The sequence below is a fragment of the Occallatibacter savannae genome, assembly GCF_003131205.1.
Classification (GTDB): domain Bacteria; phylum Acidobacteriota; class Terriglobia; order Terriglobales; family Acidobacteriaceae; genus Telmatobacter; species Telmatobacter savannae.
This window is the reverse complement of the sequence record NZ_QFFY01000002.1, coordinates 838375-854285: the sequence shown is the minus strand read 5'-3', so window position 1 is coordinate 854285 and position 15911 is coordinate 838375. Positions and strand designations below refer to the sequence as shown.

Annotated in this window: 12 protein-coding genes, 2 tRNA genes and 3 rRNA genes; 8 read left to right on the top strand and 9 right to left on the bottom strand. The window is 58.2% G+C overall.

What is annotated here, in order from left to right; all coding sequences use genetic code 11:
- Positions 1-20: 20 nt before the first annotated feature.
- The 5 genes from rrf to DHV10_RS11060 form a co-directional block, all read right to left on the bottom strand.
- Positions 21-136: ribosomal RNA gene (gene rrf / locus DHV10_RS11080) — 5S ribosomal RNA — on the bottom strand.
- A gap of 199 nt (positions 137-335) precedes the next feature.
- Positions 336-3256: ribosomal RNA gene (locus DHV10_RS11075) — 23S ribosomal RNA — on the bottom strand.
- 431 nt (positions 3257-3687) lie between these two features.
- Positions 3688-3763 (bottom strand) — tRNA-Ala (locus tag DHV10_RS11070).
- 82 nt (positions 3764-3845) lie between these two features.
- A tRNA-Ile gene (locus tag DHV10_RS11065) sits at positions 3846-3922 on the bottom strand.
- Positions 3923-4193: 271 nt separating this feature from the next.
- Positions 4194-5693: ribosomal RNA gene (locus DHV10_RS11060) — 16S ribosomal RNA — on the bottom strand.
- The 16S, 23S and 5S rRNA genes sit together here with 2 tRNA genes alongside, the layout of an rRNA operon.
- A 1043-nt stretch (positions 5694-6736) precedes the next feature.
- Between DHV10_RS11060 and DHV10_RS11055 the strand changes: the two genes are divergently transcribed.
- Entirely contained in the window at positions 6737-7240 is a 504-nt protein-coding gene (locus tag DHV10_RS11055) for a GAF domain-containing protein (protein ID WP_109486381.1), read from the top strand.
- 66 nt (positions 7241-7306) lie between these two features.
- On the opposite strand, the gene DHV10_RS11050 is transcribed toward DHV10_RS11055, so the two are convergent.
- From DHV10_RS11050 to DHV10_RS11040, 4 genes are all read right to left on the bottom strand, one after another.
- The gene (locus tag DHV10_RS11050; RefSeq protein WP_239461487.1) at positions 7307-7843 is read right to left on the bottom strand and encodes a PP2C family protein-serine/threonine phosphatase; all 537 of its coding nucleotides are present in this window, start codon (positions 7841-7843) and stop codon (positions 7307-7309) included.
- Between the two features lie 41 nt (positions 7844-7884).
- A complete protein-coding gene (locus tag DHV10_RS27085) occupies positions 7885-9387 on the bottom strand; it encodes a hypothetical protein (RefSeq protein WP_162601432.1) in 1503 nt (500 codons plus the stop codon).
- A gap of 119 nt (positions 9388-9506) precedes the next feature.
- On the bottom strand, positions 9507-10583 hold the full coding sequence (recA, locus tag DHV10_RS11045; protein WP_109486379.1) for a recombinase RecA: 1077 nt from the start codon (positions 10581-10583) through the stop codon (positions 9507-9509).
- 320 nt (positions 10584-10903) lie between these two features.
- Complete coding sequence (locus DHV10_RS11040; protein WP_162601431.1) at positions 10904-11224, bottom strand: antibiotic biosynthesis monooxygenase family protein; 321 nt, start codon at positions 11222-11224, stop codon at positions 10904-10906.
- A 40-nt stretch (positions 11225-11264) separates the two neighbouring features.
- Here DHV10_RS11040 and DHV10_RS11035 point away from each other — a divergent pair, with 40 nt between their 5' ends.
- The 7 genes from DHV10_RS11035 to DHV10_RS11005 all read left to right on the top strand — a co-directional run bounded on the left by DHV10_RS11035 (position 11265) and on the right by DHV10_RS11005 (position 15817).
- Positions 11265-12041: a HEAT repeat domain-containing protein gene (locus DHV10_RS11035; protein WP_162601430.1), complete on the top strand. Its 777-nt coding sequence runs from the start codon at positions 11265-11267 to the stop codon at positions 12039-12041.
- Positions 12042-12322: 281 nt separating this feature from the next.
- Positions 12323-13216 carry a tetratricopeptide repeat protein gene (locus tag DHV10_RS11030; RefSeq protein ID WP_109486376.1) on the top strand — a complete coding sequence of 298 codons (894 nt, stop codon included), beginning with the start codon at positions 12323-12325 and terminating at the stop codon, positions 13214-13216.
- 61 nt (positions 13217-13277) lie between these two features.
- On the top strand, positions 13278-13688 hold the full coding sequence (locus DHV10_RS11025; RefSeq protein WP_109486375.1) for a DUF805 domain-containing protein: 411 nt from the start codon (positions 13278-13280) through the stop codon (positions 13686-13688).
- A 100-nt stretch (positions 13689-13788) separates the two neighbouring features.
- Positions 13789-13983: a type II toxin-antitoxin system VapB family antitoxin gene (locus DHV10_RS11020; RefSeq protein WP_109486374.1), complete on the top strand. Its 195-nt coding sequence runs from the start codon at positions 13789-13791 to the stop codon at positions 13981-13983.
- On the top strand, positions 13980-14348 hold the full coding sequence (locus DHV10_RS11015; protein ID WP_109486373.1) for a PIN domain-containing protein: 369 nt from the start codon (positions 13980-13982) through the stop codon (positions 14346-14348). The genes DHV10_RS11020 and DHV10_RS11015 overlap by 4 nt, the downstream gene beginning before the upstream one ends.
- A 177-nt stretch (positions 14349-14525) precedes the next feature.
- Positions 14526-15026, top strand: coding sequence for an RrF2 family transcriptional regulator (locus DHV10_RS11010; protein WP_204101387.1), 501 nt, complete (start codon positions 14526-14528; stop codon positions 15024-15026).
- Between the two features lie 170 nt (positions 15027-15196).
- The gene (locus tag DHV10_RS11005) at positions 15197-15817 is read left to right on the top strand and encodes a hypothetical protein (RefSeq protein ID WP_109486372.1); all 621 of its coding nucleotides are present in this window, start codon (positions 15197-15199) and stop codon (positions 15815-15817) included.
- Positions 15818-15911: the final 94 nt, after the last annotated feature.

Sequence of the window (15911 nt, the reverse complement as noted above, 5' to 3'; positions counted from 1 at the left end):
GGGCGTTTCATTCGAATTAATGCCGGCGATCACCTAATCTCCCACACAGTCACCCGTGCAGTACCATCGGCCCAGCGAGGCTTAACTTCCGTGTTCGGGATGGGAACGGGTGATCCCTCGCAGTATGGTCACCGGCAAGGTTGGTAGCGCCTGGCGGGTGGTTTCCCGCAGCTTACTGCACCCGGCTTGTTCTGTCCGGGGCGGGGTGTTCTACAGCATGCCAGCGCTAAAACTTTGCTCAGCCTTTGAGCTGATTGACACGAAATTGATTGAGCCGTACAAGGCTTTGTCTGAAGAGTATCCGCGAACAACCTGTACTGCGCGGAGTTAATTCTATGGACAAGCCGAACGGGCGATTAGTACTGGTAAGCTGCACGCATTACTGCGCTTTCACATCCAGCCTATCAACCAGGTGGTCTTCCTGGGCCCTTCGGGGAGATCTCATCTTGGAGCGTGCTTCCCGCTTATATGCATTCAGCGGTTATCACAACCGAACTTCGCTACCCAGCCGTGCCCTTGGCAGGACAACTGGAACACAAGAGGTTCGTTCATCCCGGTCCTCTCGTACTAAGGACAACCCTCCTCAAATCTCCTACGCCCACAGCAGATAGGGACCGAACTGTCTCGCGACGTTCTGAACCCAGCTCACGTACCGCTTTAATAGGCGAACAGCCTAACCCTTGGAACCTTCTACAGCTCCAGGATGCGATGAGCCGACATCGAGGTGCCAAACCATTGCGTCGATATGAACTCTTGGCAATGATCAGCCTGTTATCCCCGGCGTACCTTTTATCCGTTGAGCGATGGCCCTTCCATACAGAACCACCGGATCACTAAGGCCTGCTTTCGCACCTGCTCGACTTGTAGGTCTCACAGTTAACCACTCTTATGCCTTTGCACTCGACGGCTGATTTCCAAACAGCCTGAGAGTAGCTTCGCGCGCCTCCGTTACATTTTAGGAGGCGACCGCCCCAGTCAAACTACCCGCCTAACTATGTCCCTCTCCCGGATCACGGGAGGAGGTTAGAATCACAGCACTCGCAGGATGGTATCTCACCGTTGGCTCCACCAAGTCCGAGAACCTGGTATCAAAGCCTCCCATCTATCCTGCGCAGCGAGAACCGTAACTCACAGTTAAGGTGTAGTAAAGGTGCACGGGGTCTTTCCGTCTAGCTGCGGGTAACCGGCATCTTCACCGGTACTACAAGTTCGCCGAGCAACTCGTTAAGACAGTCGTACGATCGTTACGCCATTCGTGCAGGTCGGAACTTACCCGACAAGGAATTTCGCTACCTTAGGACCGTTATAGTTACGGCCGCCGTTCACCGGGGCTTCAATTCAAAGCTTCGCTTGCGCTAACCTCTCCTTTTAACCTTCCGGCACCGGGCAGGCGTCAGCCCCTATACGTCGTTTTCGACTTAGCAGAGACCTGTGTTTTTGTTAAACAGTCGCCGTACGCGCTTCACTGCGGCCCACTTGCGTGGGCGCTCCTTCTCCCGAAGTTACGGAGCCAATTTGCCGAGTTCCTTAACGAGCTTTCACTCGAGCGCCTTTGGATATTCTCCTCGTCTACCTGTGTCGGTTTGGGGTACGGTTCCCTCTGTTCTCCTTAGAGGTTTTTCTCGGCAGCGTGAAATCAGCATCGTAAGCCCCATACGGGACTGTGTAACACCTCACTGTTAATGACCTGACGGATTTGCCTACCAGGTCCAGCTTACGTGCCACAACCGCAATAGCCATAGTGCGGCATGCTTATCCTTCTGCGTCACCCCATCGTGATAACGAACATTGGGAGGAACGGAATATTAACCGTCTGTCCATCGACTACGCCTTTCGGCCTCGCCTTAGGGACCGCCTAACCCTGAGCGGATTAACCTTCCTCAGGAAACCTTAGACTTTCGGCGCGGAGGGTTCTCACCTCCGTTATCGCTACTTATGCCGGCAGGGTCTCTTCGCAACGCTCCATCAGTCTTCTCAGTCTGACTTCGCCGCTGTTGAGAATGCTCTCCTACCACGCACGACCTAAATCGTGCATCCGCTGCTTCGGTGTACAGTTTGAGCCCCGTTGTATTGTCGGCACCGGACCGCTTGACCAGTGAGCTATTACGCTTTCTTTAAAGGATGGCTGCTTCTAAGCCAACCTCCTGGCTGTCTGAGCGTTCCGACTTCCTTTCCCACTTAACTGTAACTTGGGGACCTTAGCAGGCGGTCTGGGCTGTTTCCCTCTCGACGATGAGGCTTAGCCCCCACCGTCTGACTCCCGGACTGGTTGTCACTGGCATTCGCAGTTTGGTTGGATTCAGTAAGCCGGAAAGCCCCCTAGTCCATCCATCTCTCTACCACCAGTGCAAATCATCCGAGGCTAGCCCTAAAGCTATTTCGGAGAGAACGAGCTATCACGGAATTTGATTAGCCTTTCACCCCTACCCACAGCTCATCCGAGCTTTTTTCAACAAACACCGGTTCGGTCCTCCAGTGGGTGTTACCCCACCTTCAACCTGGCCATGGGTAGATCATCCCGCTTCGCGTCTATTCCTGCCAACTGAATCGCCCTATTAAGACTCGCTTTCGCTGCGGCTCGCTTACGCTTAACCTTGCTGACAAGAATAACTAGCCGGCTCATTATGCAATAGGCACGCGGTCAGACATTCCCTTGCGGGCATAGTCCTCCCACTGCTTGTAGGCACACGGTTTCAGGTACTTTGCACTCCCCTCGACGGGGTTCTTTTCGCCTTTCCCTCACGGTACTGGTTCACTATCGGTCAGAGACTAGTATTTAGCCTTGCGGAATGGTCTCCGCGGATTCAAGCAGGGTTTCACGTGCCCCGCCTTACTCAGGTACCGGCTTCGAGTCTGGAGTATTTTCGCCTACGCGCCTGTCACGCTCTATGGCTCCCCTTTCCAGAGGATTCGGCTAACACCCAGATTGGTAACTCTACTGTTGCCGGCCCTACAACCCCCGAAGCACCGAAATGCTACGGGTTTGGGCTGTTCCGATTTCGCTCGCCACTACTTTCGGAATCGAGGTTTCTTTCTTTTCCTTCAGGTACTGAGATGGTTCACTTCCCTGAGTTCGCTCTAGCCTGCCTATGTATTCAGCAGGTAGTTCTCGAGGTTTGCTCGAGAGGGTTTCCCCATTCGGAGATCTCCGGTTATAACGCCTGTGTGCGGCTTACCGAAGCTTATCGCAGCTTGCCACGTCCTTCATCGCCTGTCTCTGCCAAGGCATCCACCGTGCGCCCTTAGTAGCTTGACCATAGAATTAACTCCAGCGCAGGGAGCTGAATCGCTTCAGTCCTGCCTCAAGTTAGTCCCAGTTATTCGCCTTGAGAGCAACCACAACCGCATTCACATGCGTTCGGGCTGCAACTCCTAAAGACACTCTTCTTACTTGAACACTTGCCTGAATCATCGCTGATTCAATGCTTGTGCTCGGCCTTGTATGTATACGCCCTTGGAAACTTTTGCTGCTGACCTGTGCGCCTCACGGCGGACACGCAGCTTTCCAAGTGCGTTACCCAATCAATTTCGTTGTCAAACATCCAAACCCTCTCTTTCGCCGAGAAGGGCCAGCCCTGAGGCTGATGAAACCTGCTGCCAATCCGAAGATCGCAGCCTGCTTCCAGATTGAAGTCTCTATCAGTAGATGATCGAGGCTTCGATCTGGACGCAGCCGAATGACTGATTTGGTGGAGCTGACCGGGATCGAACCGGTGACCCCCTGCTTGCAAAGCAGGTGCTCTCCCAGCTGAGCTACAGCCCCACAAAAGCTTTCAGCTCGTAGCCGTCAGCTATCAGGAGAACTGCTCTGAAAGCTGAGAGCTGAAGGCTGACAGCTTGCAAAGTGGTGGGCCTGGGTAGAGTCGAACTACCGACCTCACCCTTATCAGGGGTGCGCTCTAACCAACTGAGCTACAGGCCCGCGTTGCGCGCTCCCCCGCCGAGAAAAGCCGGCGGCTCGCCCAAATCTCATTCAGTGCTTTCTAAATGGGTTTCGAGGACAAAGGTTGAACATGCTGAGCAGCTACGCCGCTCATGACCATCGCGAAAATGCGATCGGTAAAAGAAGGCTTGTATCGTATTTTCTGCTCTGCCAACTAATCAGCACAACAGAATGGATGGGAACTTATCCGATCACCCGAGGTGACTCCGCCATCGCGGAAGGAATAAGCGCGCCATCGTTTCTCTTTTAGAAAGGAGGTGATCCAGCCGCAGGTTCTCCTACGGCTACCTTGTTACGACTTCACCCCAATCATGAATTACACCTTGGGCGGCTGCCTCCTTGCGGTTGGCTCACCGACTTCTAGTGCAACCCACTTTCGTGATGTGACGGGCGGTGTGTACAAGGCCCGGGAACGTATTCACCGCGGCGTTCTGATCCGCGATTACTAGCGATTCCAGCTTCATGGAGTCGAGTTGCAGACTCCAATCCGAACTGAGGCCGGCTTTTTCCGATTAGCTCCCCCTCACGGGTTTGCGACGGTTTGTACCGGCCATTGTAGCACGTGTGTAGCCCTGGACATAAAGGCCATGAGGACTTGACGTCATCCCCACCTTCCTCCCCGTTATCCGAGGCGGTTTCGTCAGAGTGCTCAACTAAATGGTAGCAACTGAAGATAAGGGTTGCGCTCGTTGCGGGACTTAACCCAACATCTCACGACACGAGCTGACGACAGCCATGCAGCACCTATATACAGGTCCCTTGCGGGACGCCAATGTTTCCACTGGATTCCTGTACATTTCGAGCCCAGGTAAGGTTCTTCGCGTTGCGTCGAATTAAACCACATGCTCCACCGCTTGTGCGGGCCCCCGTCAATTCCTTTGAGTTTCAGCCTTGCGACCGTACTCCCCAGGCGGACTGCTTAACGCGTTAGCTACGGCACGGCGGGATTGGGTACCCGTCACACCAAGCAGTCATCGTTTAGGGCTAGGACTACCAGGGTATCTAATCCTGTTTGCTCCCCTAGCTTTCGTGCATCAGCGTCAGTTATGGTCCAGTGAGCCGCTTTCGCCACAGGTGTTCCTCCTGATATCTACGCATTTCACCGCTACACCAGGAATTCCACTCACCTCTCCCACACTCAAGCCCGGCAGTTTCCGATGCAGACTATGAGTTGAGCCCATAGATTTCACATCAGACTTACCAAACCGCCTACGCACCCTTTACGCCCAATAATTCCGAACAACGCTCGCCCCCCTCGTATTACCGCGGCTGCTGGCACGAAGTTAGCCGGGGCTTCTTCTTCCGGTACCGTCATAATCGTCCCGATCGAAAGGAGTTTACGTCCCGAAGGACTTCATCCTCCACGCGGCGTTGCTGCGTCAGGGTTTCCCCCATTGCGCAAAATTCCCCACTGCTGCCTCCCGTAGGAGTCTGGACCGTGTTTCAGTTCCAGTGTGTCCGTGCGCCCTCTCAGGCCGGATACCGATCATCGTCTTGGTAGGCCATTACCCTGCCAACTAACTAATCGGCCGCGACCCCCTCCAGAAGCGAATTGCTCCTTTGACCCGTAGGTGTTATGCGGTATTAGCTAAGGTTTCCCTCAGTTATCCCCCACTCCTGGGTAGGTTAGTCACGTGTTACTCACCCGTGCGCCACTTTACTCATGGATTGCTCCACTTTCTCGTTCGACTTGCATGTGTTAGGCACGCCGCCAGCGTTGATTCTGAGCCAGGATCAAACTCTCGTTTGAAACCTAGTTGTCGTCCTCTCCGACGGAGGTCAGAGAAGGATCGACTCGTCCGCGCATCACTGCGCAGGACGTCTTACTTACCTTGTGAGAATGATCAAGCCAAACCTGATCGTCTTCTCACGACTGGCACGTTCAACCTTATTGTCAAAGATCCTTATGACTGACCGCCTGAGCGGAGTCGCTTGGATCGAGGCCCGGACTGTGACGTCAGGGTTGTCCTCGAACTTGGTGCGCCTGGCTGATCTGCACTTCACTGCAATCTCAACCGTTTTTGCGCGAACTTTTTAAAACTATCGAACTTCGGCTACCGTGTCAAGCAACGATTCTTACAGAATCTTTTGCGTAAACACCTGCCTGAATGCTCGCCAGAATCGAAGGTTTTGCCTTCGTCCTTTGCTGTCGCACTGGGTCCTAAAGGACTCAGTCACGATCCATTCGCACAAGCGCCAATTCTCAAAGAACGACCAGCGACTTAATCGCCCCGCGCATTTCGCGCGCACAGAAGGACTCGCCTTCTGGGTCTTGCAATGGGTTTGTTCTCTGCGGGATTCCCTACAGGGGTCAGGGGCGCGGTATCCGCTACCTCTATCTAACCCTACGAACCGGCTTCCCACTTCCCTTATCGGGCAGGTCCTTCATCTACCAGCGCTTTCGCGCTAAAGGGACCACCGGGAGGCTCCACTGCTACATCTGCAACTTTTTAAGAGTAACACAGGCTACTCTTCAGTGCAACTCGCGATTGGCCTTGTTCTTAGCACCGTTTCGCGACTTACTGAGAATACCAACGACTCCCCTATCCTGCAACTCCGCCTGGCTGTGGAAAGGAGCCCGATTCTGTGGGAAAGCGCCTCAAACCCGCGCCAATGCAGGTTCACACGATGTTGCACTCGCAGGCGGCCTGCGCGGAAGAGTTGAACCGCTTCGGTTCCTGAAGGCATCTAAAGTCCTTAGATTCAGGAGACTTGCGCCGCACTCAACGGACAACTTCTGGGTTCTGTGATTTCCCTTAAGAATCATGATCTGTTCTGTCATGGAGGTTTCAGATGGAGGAAAAGTTCGATTTCTCCCAGCCCGGTGACGCGCCCCTCGATATCGCGCTCGCCGAGCTCTGCAGGAGGGTGGAAGCGCTGGCCCAGGGCTCGAGAACCGGGGTCTGCATCGCCAGCCCCGACCACGCAAAGCTCGAACGGGCCGTTTTTCCCAGCCTACCCGCAACCTTTCAGGCCACCCTCACCGATCTGCCCATGGGGCCACCCTATATCGGCTGCTGCACTGCGGCTATGGATGGCAAGGAAGTCATCACCTCGCATGACCTCACGCACGAAAGCCGTTTCAGCGAGGCCTTTATCGCTACGTGCCTCGAACACGGCATCAAGTCGCTCCAATCCCGTCCCGTCTATGGCCGCGATCAGCAGCCGATCGGCACCTTTGTGATGGGATACGGCGAACCCAGCGAGGACCAGCGCTTCGCCGCCCCGTACATGGAGTTCGCCGCCGACGCCGTGGCCGCTCTTCTGCAGGAAGAACTGGATAAAACAGAGAAATAGGCCAGACGATCGGGTCAGCAACCGCTGCGATGTCTGATCACTGATCCCTGACCACTGAACACTGCTCTACCGGTACACCAGCTCTTCCCTGCTCGGCTGCGCCGCCTTTGAAGCCAGATACAACGACAGCACCGTGATATCGTCCGTCTGCCCGAAGTGCTTGGCCGTTTGCGCAATGTACCGCGCCGATTCATTCGCCACCTGCTGCGTCCGCTCAAACCCAAAAAGCTCGCCCTGATCGTTCTGCGCCTCAACCACGCCATCGGACAGAAACACCAGCCGGTCTCCGCGGTTCAGCTGAAACGTCGTCGCCTCGTACTCCGCTTCCGCGATCACGCCCAGCGGCAGGCTCGGCATCAGCGCCACTTCGCGTCCGTCGCGATACGGACTCAGATGCCCCGCATTCGCAATCGTCACCGTGCCGTCGGGATACACGCGCGCGCAAAGGCACGTCGCATAGCACGGCGCGCAATCCAGCTCCTTCACCGCCGTTCCCGGCGACGCCACTGCGCCGATCAACACGTGATTCAGGTGCTTCAGCACCGTCGCCGGATCGTGCGAAAGCTCATTGCGCAGCGCTCCTACCAGCGTGCTCGAGTTCATGGCCGCCTGCAGCCCCTTGCCGCTCACATCGCCCACAACGATCAGCAGCGATCGTCCTTCAGCGGCAGCACCTGGAAGAAGTCGCCGCCCACCCCATGCACCGGCAGATACGCGCTCTCCAGCATGTAGTTCTCGTTCGACGGCAGCTGCGTCGGGATCAACAGCGCCTGCACGCTCTTTGCGGCCGATATCTCCGCGGCCGACTTCTGCTCCTCCTGGCTGATGTGCACGAACCGGTACAGGATCACCGCAATCAGGCTGCTCAGAAAGATCAGGTCTGAGAGATTGCCGATGTTGTACTCAATCGGCCCGACGTGAAACACCGGTGCGCCAAACTTCTGCGCAATCCAGTTCCGGCTCGCCGCCAGTGAAAGAGCCATCGTGATCAGGTCGGTTGCCGCCGCCAGAAAGAACGGCACCAGCATCGCGCCGGCATCGCCCCGCCCTCTCCTCCATGACCGGTACAGAAGCGCCGTCACCGCAATGCAGAACACGCCTTCCGCAATCAGCCACACCGCCGTCGTGAACGCATCCCATGGCAGGAACTGCAGAAACGGCACAACGAGCGCCAGAATCTGCAACGCCCTCACGACGCGCTTCGATTTGCTCTCGGTAAACCGCAGAACAAATTCCAGCGTGATCGCCATGAAGATGAATCCGGCAAAACTGCTCGATATCGAGAAGGCCCGCAAGGACATCACGCCGAGCCCAAAGATCACATGGATGATCCGCTCGGTCGCCGCCGCCACGCACAGGATCGCGAGCCACATGTACTCGCTGTGCCCCACCTGCGCGAGATAGAGCGCGCCGCCCAGCACGGCAACGCAGAGAAACAGGAACGCCAGCACCAGCCCGAAGGTCGCCAGCCTGTTCCATTGCTGGCCGATCGCCATCGATTGCCGCTCGGCCAGATCGGTCGCACCGCCGATCTCGACCCGCTGCAGAATGCCGCGGCTCACCGTCACCTTCGGCCCGGTCCACGTTCTCACCGCAATCACCACGGGCCCCGGATTTACCGTAGGGAAAGCAAGAAGCAGCGGGGCGGATTCGTACTCCGTCGGAGAGTCCGTCAGGCCGCGCGTATGGCCGATCTCATAGCCGTTCACGAACGCCGAAAATTGCCCCACCGAGTTGCCGGTCACCAGCAGAGCCAGCGCCTGTCCGCCAGTCATGCTGCTGAACTGAGCCAACTGCGCCGGCTGGAGCTTCAGCCGGTACCAGGCGTATCCCGTGTACGTGTCGAATCCCTGCTCGGCGAGCGACTGGCTGAGATTCACCGGCTGCCAGCTTGAGTCATCCATTGCTGGATCGGCCCAGGACGGGTCATCCCCGGCGCGAAACCTCCACTGGCCGTCCAGGTTCACGGCCCCGTGCAGACCGGCAAGGGGATTTTGCGTTTTCGCGTCGGATGCCGGCACGCTCGGCGCACTATTCTGCTTCGCGGCCGCTTGCTGCGCCGGTGAACCAGCCGCGAAGAAACCGGCAAGCAAAAACGAGCAGAGAACCGCTCGCCAAAAGAGCTGTCCCGCTGCTCGTCGATTCACTCGCATGCGTGTCAATGAAATTAGAGCACGGCCCGACCGTCCCGTCTCACGCTTCAGAAGACGAACCGGCCTACGCTGCCGACCTGTCAGGTTGTACGAGTTTCGATCCGGATCCGTTCCTACCGCCGCGCTTTCACCGCCTCTTTCGCCTCGGCATGGCCCGTCGCTGGAACCTCGGGCACCTCGGCTTTCGCCGCTGCCCCAATCCCAAGCTTCTTCCGCACCTCGCCATCCATCCTGGCGAAGATGTCGCGATTCTCCTTCAGGAAATTGCGCGTATTCTCGCGGCCTTGGCCGATGCGCTCGCCGGAGTAGCTGTACCACGCGCCTGACTTCTCCACGATGTTGTGCGCCACCGCCAGGTCCAGCACGTCGCCTTCGCGGCTGATGCCTTCACCGTAAAGGATGTCGAACTCAGCCTCGCGGAACGGCGCCGCCACCTTGTTCTTCACAATCTTTACCTTGGTGCGATTACCGACAACCGAATCGCCTTCCTTAATGGCTGCGATTCTGCGGATGTCGACTCGGACGGAAGAGTAGAACTTCAGCGCGCGACCACCCGTTGTCGTCTCCGGATTGCCGAACATCACGCCGATCTTTTCGCGAATTTGATTAATAAAGATCAGGCAGGTCCGCGACTTCGAAACTGTGCCGGTCAGCTTGCGCAGCGCCTGCGACATCAGCCGTGCCTGCAATCCCACGTGCGAATCGCCCATCTCGCCGTCGAGTTCGGCCTTCGGCACCAGGGCAGCCACAGAGTCCACCACCAGCACGTCGATTGCGCCCGAGCGCACCAGCGCCTCCGTGATCTCAAGCGCCTGTTCGCCCGAATCCGGCTGCGAGACCAGCAGGTTGTCGACATCCACGCCCAGCTTCTTCGCGTACGCAGGATCGAGCGCATGCTCGGCGTCCACAAACGCCGCCAGGCCGCCGTTCTTCTGCGCCTCCGCGATGATCTGCAGCGTGATAGTCGTCTTGCCCGACGACTCCGGCCCGAAGATCTCGATGACGCGGCCCCGCGGCACGCCGCCCACACCGAGCGCGCCGTCAAAACTGATCGACCCCGTCGAGACCACAGAGATGGGAACCAGAGCCTCCCGCGATCCGAGGCGGACAATGGACCCCTTCCCGAACTGCTTCTCAATCTGGCTCAGGGCTAATTCAACGGCTTTAGAGCGCTCATCGGCGACCGGCATGGTGCTTCTCCTCTATAAATACTCGCCCTGCGCGCCTCGTTGGGATGGCAAAAACACGCGTCGGCTAGTTGATTTCGAACGGATTCTAGCAGTTTGTTACATCCCAATGATATCGAAAAAGCGAAGAAAAGGTGAACAGAACGGCACCCCTGTATCCGTCATCACGAATCCAGAGGAAAACCCGGTACAAAACCGATGTTGGAACTAGCCCAGCTACAAGCTGCTAACTACTAGCGACCGGCAACTGGCTACCGCTGTTGGCTACTGGCAAGTGGCTACCGGCGACCGGCTACCGGCTACCGGCTACCGGCTACCGGCTACTAAACCGTATACGCCCCGACCCGTGTCTCCTTCTGAGTCAGCGCGTCGCAGGCTCGATCCAGTTCCTCATACGCCGCGTCGTGATCTTTGCGGAAGGCTCGAAATGCCTCTTCGCTTTTCCAGCGGTCGATCGTCAGGTACGACCCGCTAATGTACGCGTCCCGCAGCAGCTCTGTGCCGTGATACTCCGGTGAACTCCGGAACAGCTGTGCCCAGTTCCCCTCCGGACCGTACGCCGCTTCAAATGCAGCCACCTTCTCCTCGGCAATCTCAAACTGCCACACCACAACAAACATGCATCCCCTCGATTTCTCCTCCATCGTAGCGCACCCCTCCCTGTCCGGAGCTACACTGGCATCCATGCCGGCCGCGACCATCGACGAGCTCTTCGCGCAAACACTAAGAGGCGACTACGACGACAACAAAGCCTGGGATGCCATCCACTCCCTGCGCGCCACCGGCTCGCGCGAGGTCTTCGACAAAGCCGTCGCCTGGTGCCGTTCCACCGAGCCGCTGAAACGAGCGCGCGGCGCAGAAGTCCTCGCGCAGTTCGGCCACACCGCCGAAAACCAGACCACCCTTTTCGCAGGCGAATCGTTTACCATCCTGGCCGGCATGCTCGACACCGAAACCGACCCCGTCGCCCTCAGCGCCATCGTCACGGCCTTCGGCCACCTCGAGAACCCGTCGATCATTCCCCAGATTCTTCCCTTCAGCTACCACTCCGACGTCGATGTCCGCTACGGTCTCGCCTTCACCCTCGGCTGCTTCGCCGACGATGAGCGCACCGTCTCCACGCTCATCAAGCTCATGAGCGACAAGGACAGCGAAGTGCGCGACTGGGCCACGTTCGGACTCGGCGGCCTGGGCAATTTCGACTCGCCAAAGATTCGCGAAGCCCTCTTCAAGAATCTCAACGACGAAGACGAAGACGTCCGCGAAGAGGCGCTCGTCGGCCTCGCGCGCCGCAAAGATCCGCGCTCCGTGAGTGAGGTGATCAGCGCGCTCAAGGACGAAGACCGCGCCGCGCGTGCCCTTGAAGCCGCAAATTTTCTGCTGGACCGGGATCGCGAACCCCTCGAGGATTCAGCCGCCGCGGTTAAAGCGCTGCGGCAGCAGTACCCCGATCAAAGCTGAAGTCGCACCTGGCGCATAGCTCCATTGAAGGCTGCGAGTCTCAAACCCAACTCGGCTGATAAGTGCGCTCGATCTCTGGCATTGCGTGCATCGCACACGCGCAAGTCCGAGATTCTCTTTCTTGGCTTTCGTCTCTTCCGCGCCCTTTCTGCGAAATGAGCAAATCTTTGACCGAGCCGAGGTTGGGTTGAAGCGGCACAATTGCGGTTGCGCAACCACGGCTGTTGCGGCATCATGATTGCGCAACTAAGTACACATCTGAGCTGTTTCGAGGCTAATCGATGGGCCGATCCATTCTCGTTTTTGCCTTCGCATCTATCTGCGCCTGTATGGGCATCTCAGCCCAGGAGAATGGCGCGCCACTGCCAGCGCCTGCTCCGCCGCCCGCTCCACAAATGAGGCCCGGCGATCGCATTGTTACCAAGAAAGAGTCGGAGACCGTGAATGCCGCGATTGCCGAGGCACGCAAGGCCACGGCAGAAAAGCGCTATGCCGATTCCGAAGCCCTCATGGGAAAGACCACAACCGAGAATCCCAATCTGATCCTGCCTTGGCTTGAGCTCGGACTCGCTCAGCTCGGAGACAAGAAATACCCTGACGCCGAGAACAGCTTCAAGATGGCGCTCGGGATCGATCCCGAATCCCTTAAGAGGGCGCACTCCGATGACTTCTACCAGAAGCCGGATGCTCCGGGTGTCGTCGCAGCCTCTGCCACCCGCGCATCCCGCAACACTGCGAGCGGCGGGGTCGTCTCCACTGGAGAAGCGCGCACTCCCGAGGTGCAGGGTGTCGCCTGGGCTAGTCTCGGCGAAGTCTACGCCCACGAAGGCAAGATCCCGGAGTCCCAGGCCGCTTTCGATTCGGCTGTGAAGGCCCTCCCAGCCCAGGCTGCTCAATATCGGCACAACGAAGCCGTTGTCTTCTTCCAGTCGGGGAACCCCGACGCCCAACTTGCCGCAGCAGAGCAGGCCATCGCACTTGAACCCGGCCGCGCTGCAAACTACTACTTCAAAGGGCAGGCGCTCGTTGGCAAAGCCACTCTGGACTCGAAGAGCGGAAAAATGTTACTGCCGGCAGGGTGTGCCGAGGCTTACCAAAAGTATCTGCAATTGGAACCGAAGGGTCCATTTTCCGCGGATGCCAAAGGTGTCCTGGCCGCGGCCGGCAAGAGCTGAAGGGGCTCGCCACGGTTCTTTTCGACTCGCGCACACTCGCCCATCTCAGGAGACGAACGACATGTCCTGGTTTGTACTCGCCTGGCAGCGCGCCACCGACTTGAGCGGCCGATCGCGGCGCAAAGAATACTGGTATTTCAATCTCTTCAACGGCGTAGTCATGATCTTCCTGGCGCTCTTCGCCATCGCCTTCTCTGAAGATCGCAAGCCGGCGACGTTCCCCTTCTTCCTGATGTTCGCCTACGGTCTGGTTCTGTTCGTCCCGGCGCTTGCCGTCACCATCCGGCGCCTGCACGATATCGGCAAGAGCGGCTGGTGGTACTTCATTGCTTTCGTTCCGCTCGTAGGCGGCATCGTCCTGTTCGTCTTCACCCTGCTCGACAGCGAACCCTACGCGAATCAATGGGGCCTCGACCCCAAAGCCGCCGAACGCGCCGCAATCCCGCCACCTCCTTCTCCGATCTACCGCTAACCTCATCCGCCGCAGGAGGTCTTACGCCCGGCCTTGCGAACGCTATGGCACGAGTTTTCGCACCGGAACAATGCTAAAATTCGTGTACAGGGAGTCTGAGATGAGAACCACCATTGCGCTTGATGACGACTTGATCAAGAAGGCAGAGCAGTACACGGGAATCAAGGAAAAGGCAGCTCTTATCCGCGAGGCGCTGACAAGACTTGTACGTCAGGAAGCGGCGCGCCGCCTTGCGACCCTGGGCGGCACGGACCCAGACGCAAAAGCAGCTCCGCGCAAGCGGGTAAAGCTGTGATTCTTGTCGATACCTCCGTGTGGATCGATCACCTGCGGAAGGCCGAGCCCAGGCTCAAGGAACTGCTCGAGAACGACGAAGTCGTAACCCATCCTTACATCACGTTGGAGTTGGCGCTGGGCTCGATCGCGAACAGAGCGAGGTTCCTCGAGGACATGGCTCTGCTGCATCAGATGCCGCTCGCCGAGATCTCTGAGCTGCTTGAGCTGATTGAGCGGCGGAAGCTACATAGGCGTGGAATCGACGTCACAGACATTCACCTGATTGCCTCTGTGCTCTTCAATCAATCCGTCCGAATCTGGACACGAGACCGAAGATTCGGCGAGGTTGCAGAAGAGCTCGGAATCCGTGCTGCCCTTCCCTGAGCATCTCTGGACATTCGAAGATCGAGCACCCGGCGGCCTCGAAACGCGATAGCGCACACACCCCCAAACATCAGCCTGTGATGACGGATACATTCCGTCGCGAACTCCTCCGATACCCTGCTCTCGATTGTTGAATTTGGACCCGAATGGTCCAGATGCACCGCCCCGGGAGAACGCATGGGATCGCTGCCCGCGAAAGATCCGGCTGCTGAGAGATGCCTCTCCGCCAACTCCTCGATGCAGCTCACGCGCGCGTCCGACTACGCCGTGCGCGTCCTCATCCACCTCGCCACGCTGCCCGACCACACCCGCGTACTCCTTCCCGACATTGCCCTGGCCACCGCCGCGCCCGAGAGCTTTCTTTCGAAAGTCCTTCAGTCCCTTGCTCACGCCGGACTCATCTCCTCGCGCCGCGGCAAACTCGGCGGCTTCGCCATCCTTCCCCGTGGGCGCGAGGCGACCATCCTTCAGATCATCGAGGCGATCGACGGGCCCGTGTGTCTCAACGTCTGCCTCAATGGCGGCAAGGACTGCGAGCGGAAATCCACCTGCCCGGCTCACCCCGTCTGGGTCCGCGCCCAGCGCGCCATGTTCGACGTCCTCATCTCGGCCACCGTCTCCTCGCTCGCGGTTAAAGCAGCCCCCCCACCCGCACCCTCATCGCTTCCCATCGCCTGATCCGCGCCGTCGCTTAACCTGGTGCCCCGCTTTCAGCTAAGAGCTAACAGCGAATAGCTGCGGTACCATGGTCTCGATTGAATTTTCCGCATCAGCGCTCCGCAGAACAGCACCCAGCGCCAACTCCGCCAGTTCCGCTCCCCGCATCCAACCCTCAGAGGATCCATCGAATGCGCCAGAAATTCGCATCCCTGTTCGCTCTTGCCGCTCTCGCCGTTCTGCCCACCGCCTGCAAGAAAGAAATCGACACCACCCAGCTCAAGACCGCCATCAACAACTCCTACGCCGGCAAGCACGAGTGCCTCTGGCCCGAGCCCATCAAGATGCCCGCCGAGGCGGATCCCGCAAAGGACGATCGCGTCCGCGACTTCGATGCCCTTACCGACGCTGGCCTTCTCGCCCGCGCGCCGGAAGAGAAGAAGCGCTTCCTCATCGGCTCCAAGCAGGTCAACCTCTACGACCTCTCCGACAAGGGCCACAGCATCTGGACCCCCGACGCCAGCCGGCCCGGCTACGGCAACTTCTGCTTCGGGCACTTCAACGTCACCGCCGTCTCCAGCGCCGTCCCCAACGATCCCAACAACCCAACCGAGTACAAAGTCACGTACCAGTACGAGGTCGAGGGCATCCCCGGATGGGCCACCACTCCCGAGTCGCGCCGCGCCTTCCCCAAAATCTCCAAAGACACCTCCATCCAGTCCGCCACCGCCACCCTCGTCAAGGACAGCAACGGCGGCTGGGTGGTTCAACCCATCGCTCCCGCCGGCGAAGAACCACCCGTCAGCCAATAGCCTTCAGCCGGTAGCTTGTAGCCCGTAGCCATCAGCCCTAATCTGCAAGCTACCGGCTACCAGCTACCAGCTACCGGCAATCTTGTCACCTCGT

Excerpts from the sequence above, each read along its gene's own strand:
- DHV10_RS11055 (WP_109486381.1), top strand. The coding sequence starts at position 6,737 with ATGGAGGAAAAGTTCGATTTCTCCCAGCCCGGTGACGCGCCCCTCGAT.
- DHV10_RS11050 (WP_239461487.1), bottom strand. The coding sequence starts at position 7,843 with ATGAACTCGAGCACGCTGGTAGGAGCGCTGCGCAATGAGCTTTCGCAC.
- recA (WP_109486379.1), bottom strand. The coding sequence starts at position 10,583 with ATGCCGGTCGCCGATGAGCGCTCTAAAGCCGTTGAATTAGCCCTGAGC.
- DHV10_RS11040 (WP_162601431.1), bottom strand. The coding sequence starts at position 11,224 with ATGGAGGAGAAATCGAGGGGATGCATGTTTGTTGTGGTGTGGCAGTTT.
- DHV10_RS11035 (WP_162601430.1), top strand. The coding sequence starts at position 11,265 with ATGCCGGCCGCGACCATCGACGAGCTCTTCGCGCAAACACTAAGAGGC.
- DHV10_RS11030 (WP_109486376.1), top strand. The coding sequence starts at position 12,323 with ATGGGCCGATCCATTCTCGTTTTTGCCTTCGCATCTATCTGCGCCTGT.
- DHV10_RS11025 (WP_109486375.1), top strand. The coding sequence starts at position 13,278 with ATGTCCTGGTTTGTACTCGCCTGGCAGCGCGCCACCGACTTGAGCGGC.
- DHV10_RS11020 (WP_109486374.1), top strand. The coding sequence starts at position 13,789 with ATGAGAACCACCATTGCGCTTGATGACGACTTGATCAAGAAGGCAGAG.
- DHV10_RS11010 (WP_204101387.1), top strand. The coding sequence starts at position 14,526 with ATGGGATCGCTGCCCGCGAAAGATCCGGCTGCTGAGAGATGCCTCTCC.
- DHV10_RS11005 (WP_109486372.1), top strand. The coding sequence starts at position 15,197 with ATGCGCCAGAAATTCGCATCCCTGTTCGCTCTTGCCGCTCTCGCCGTT.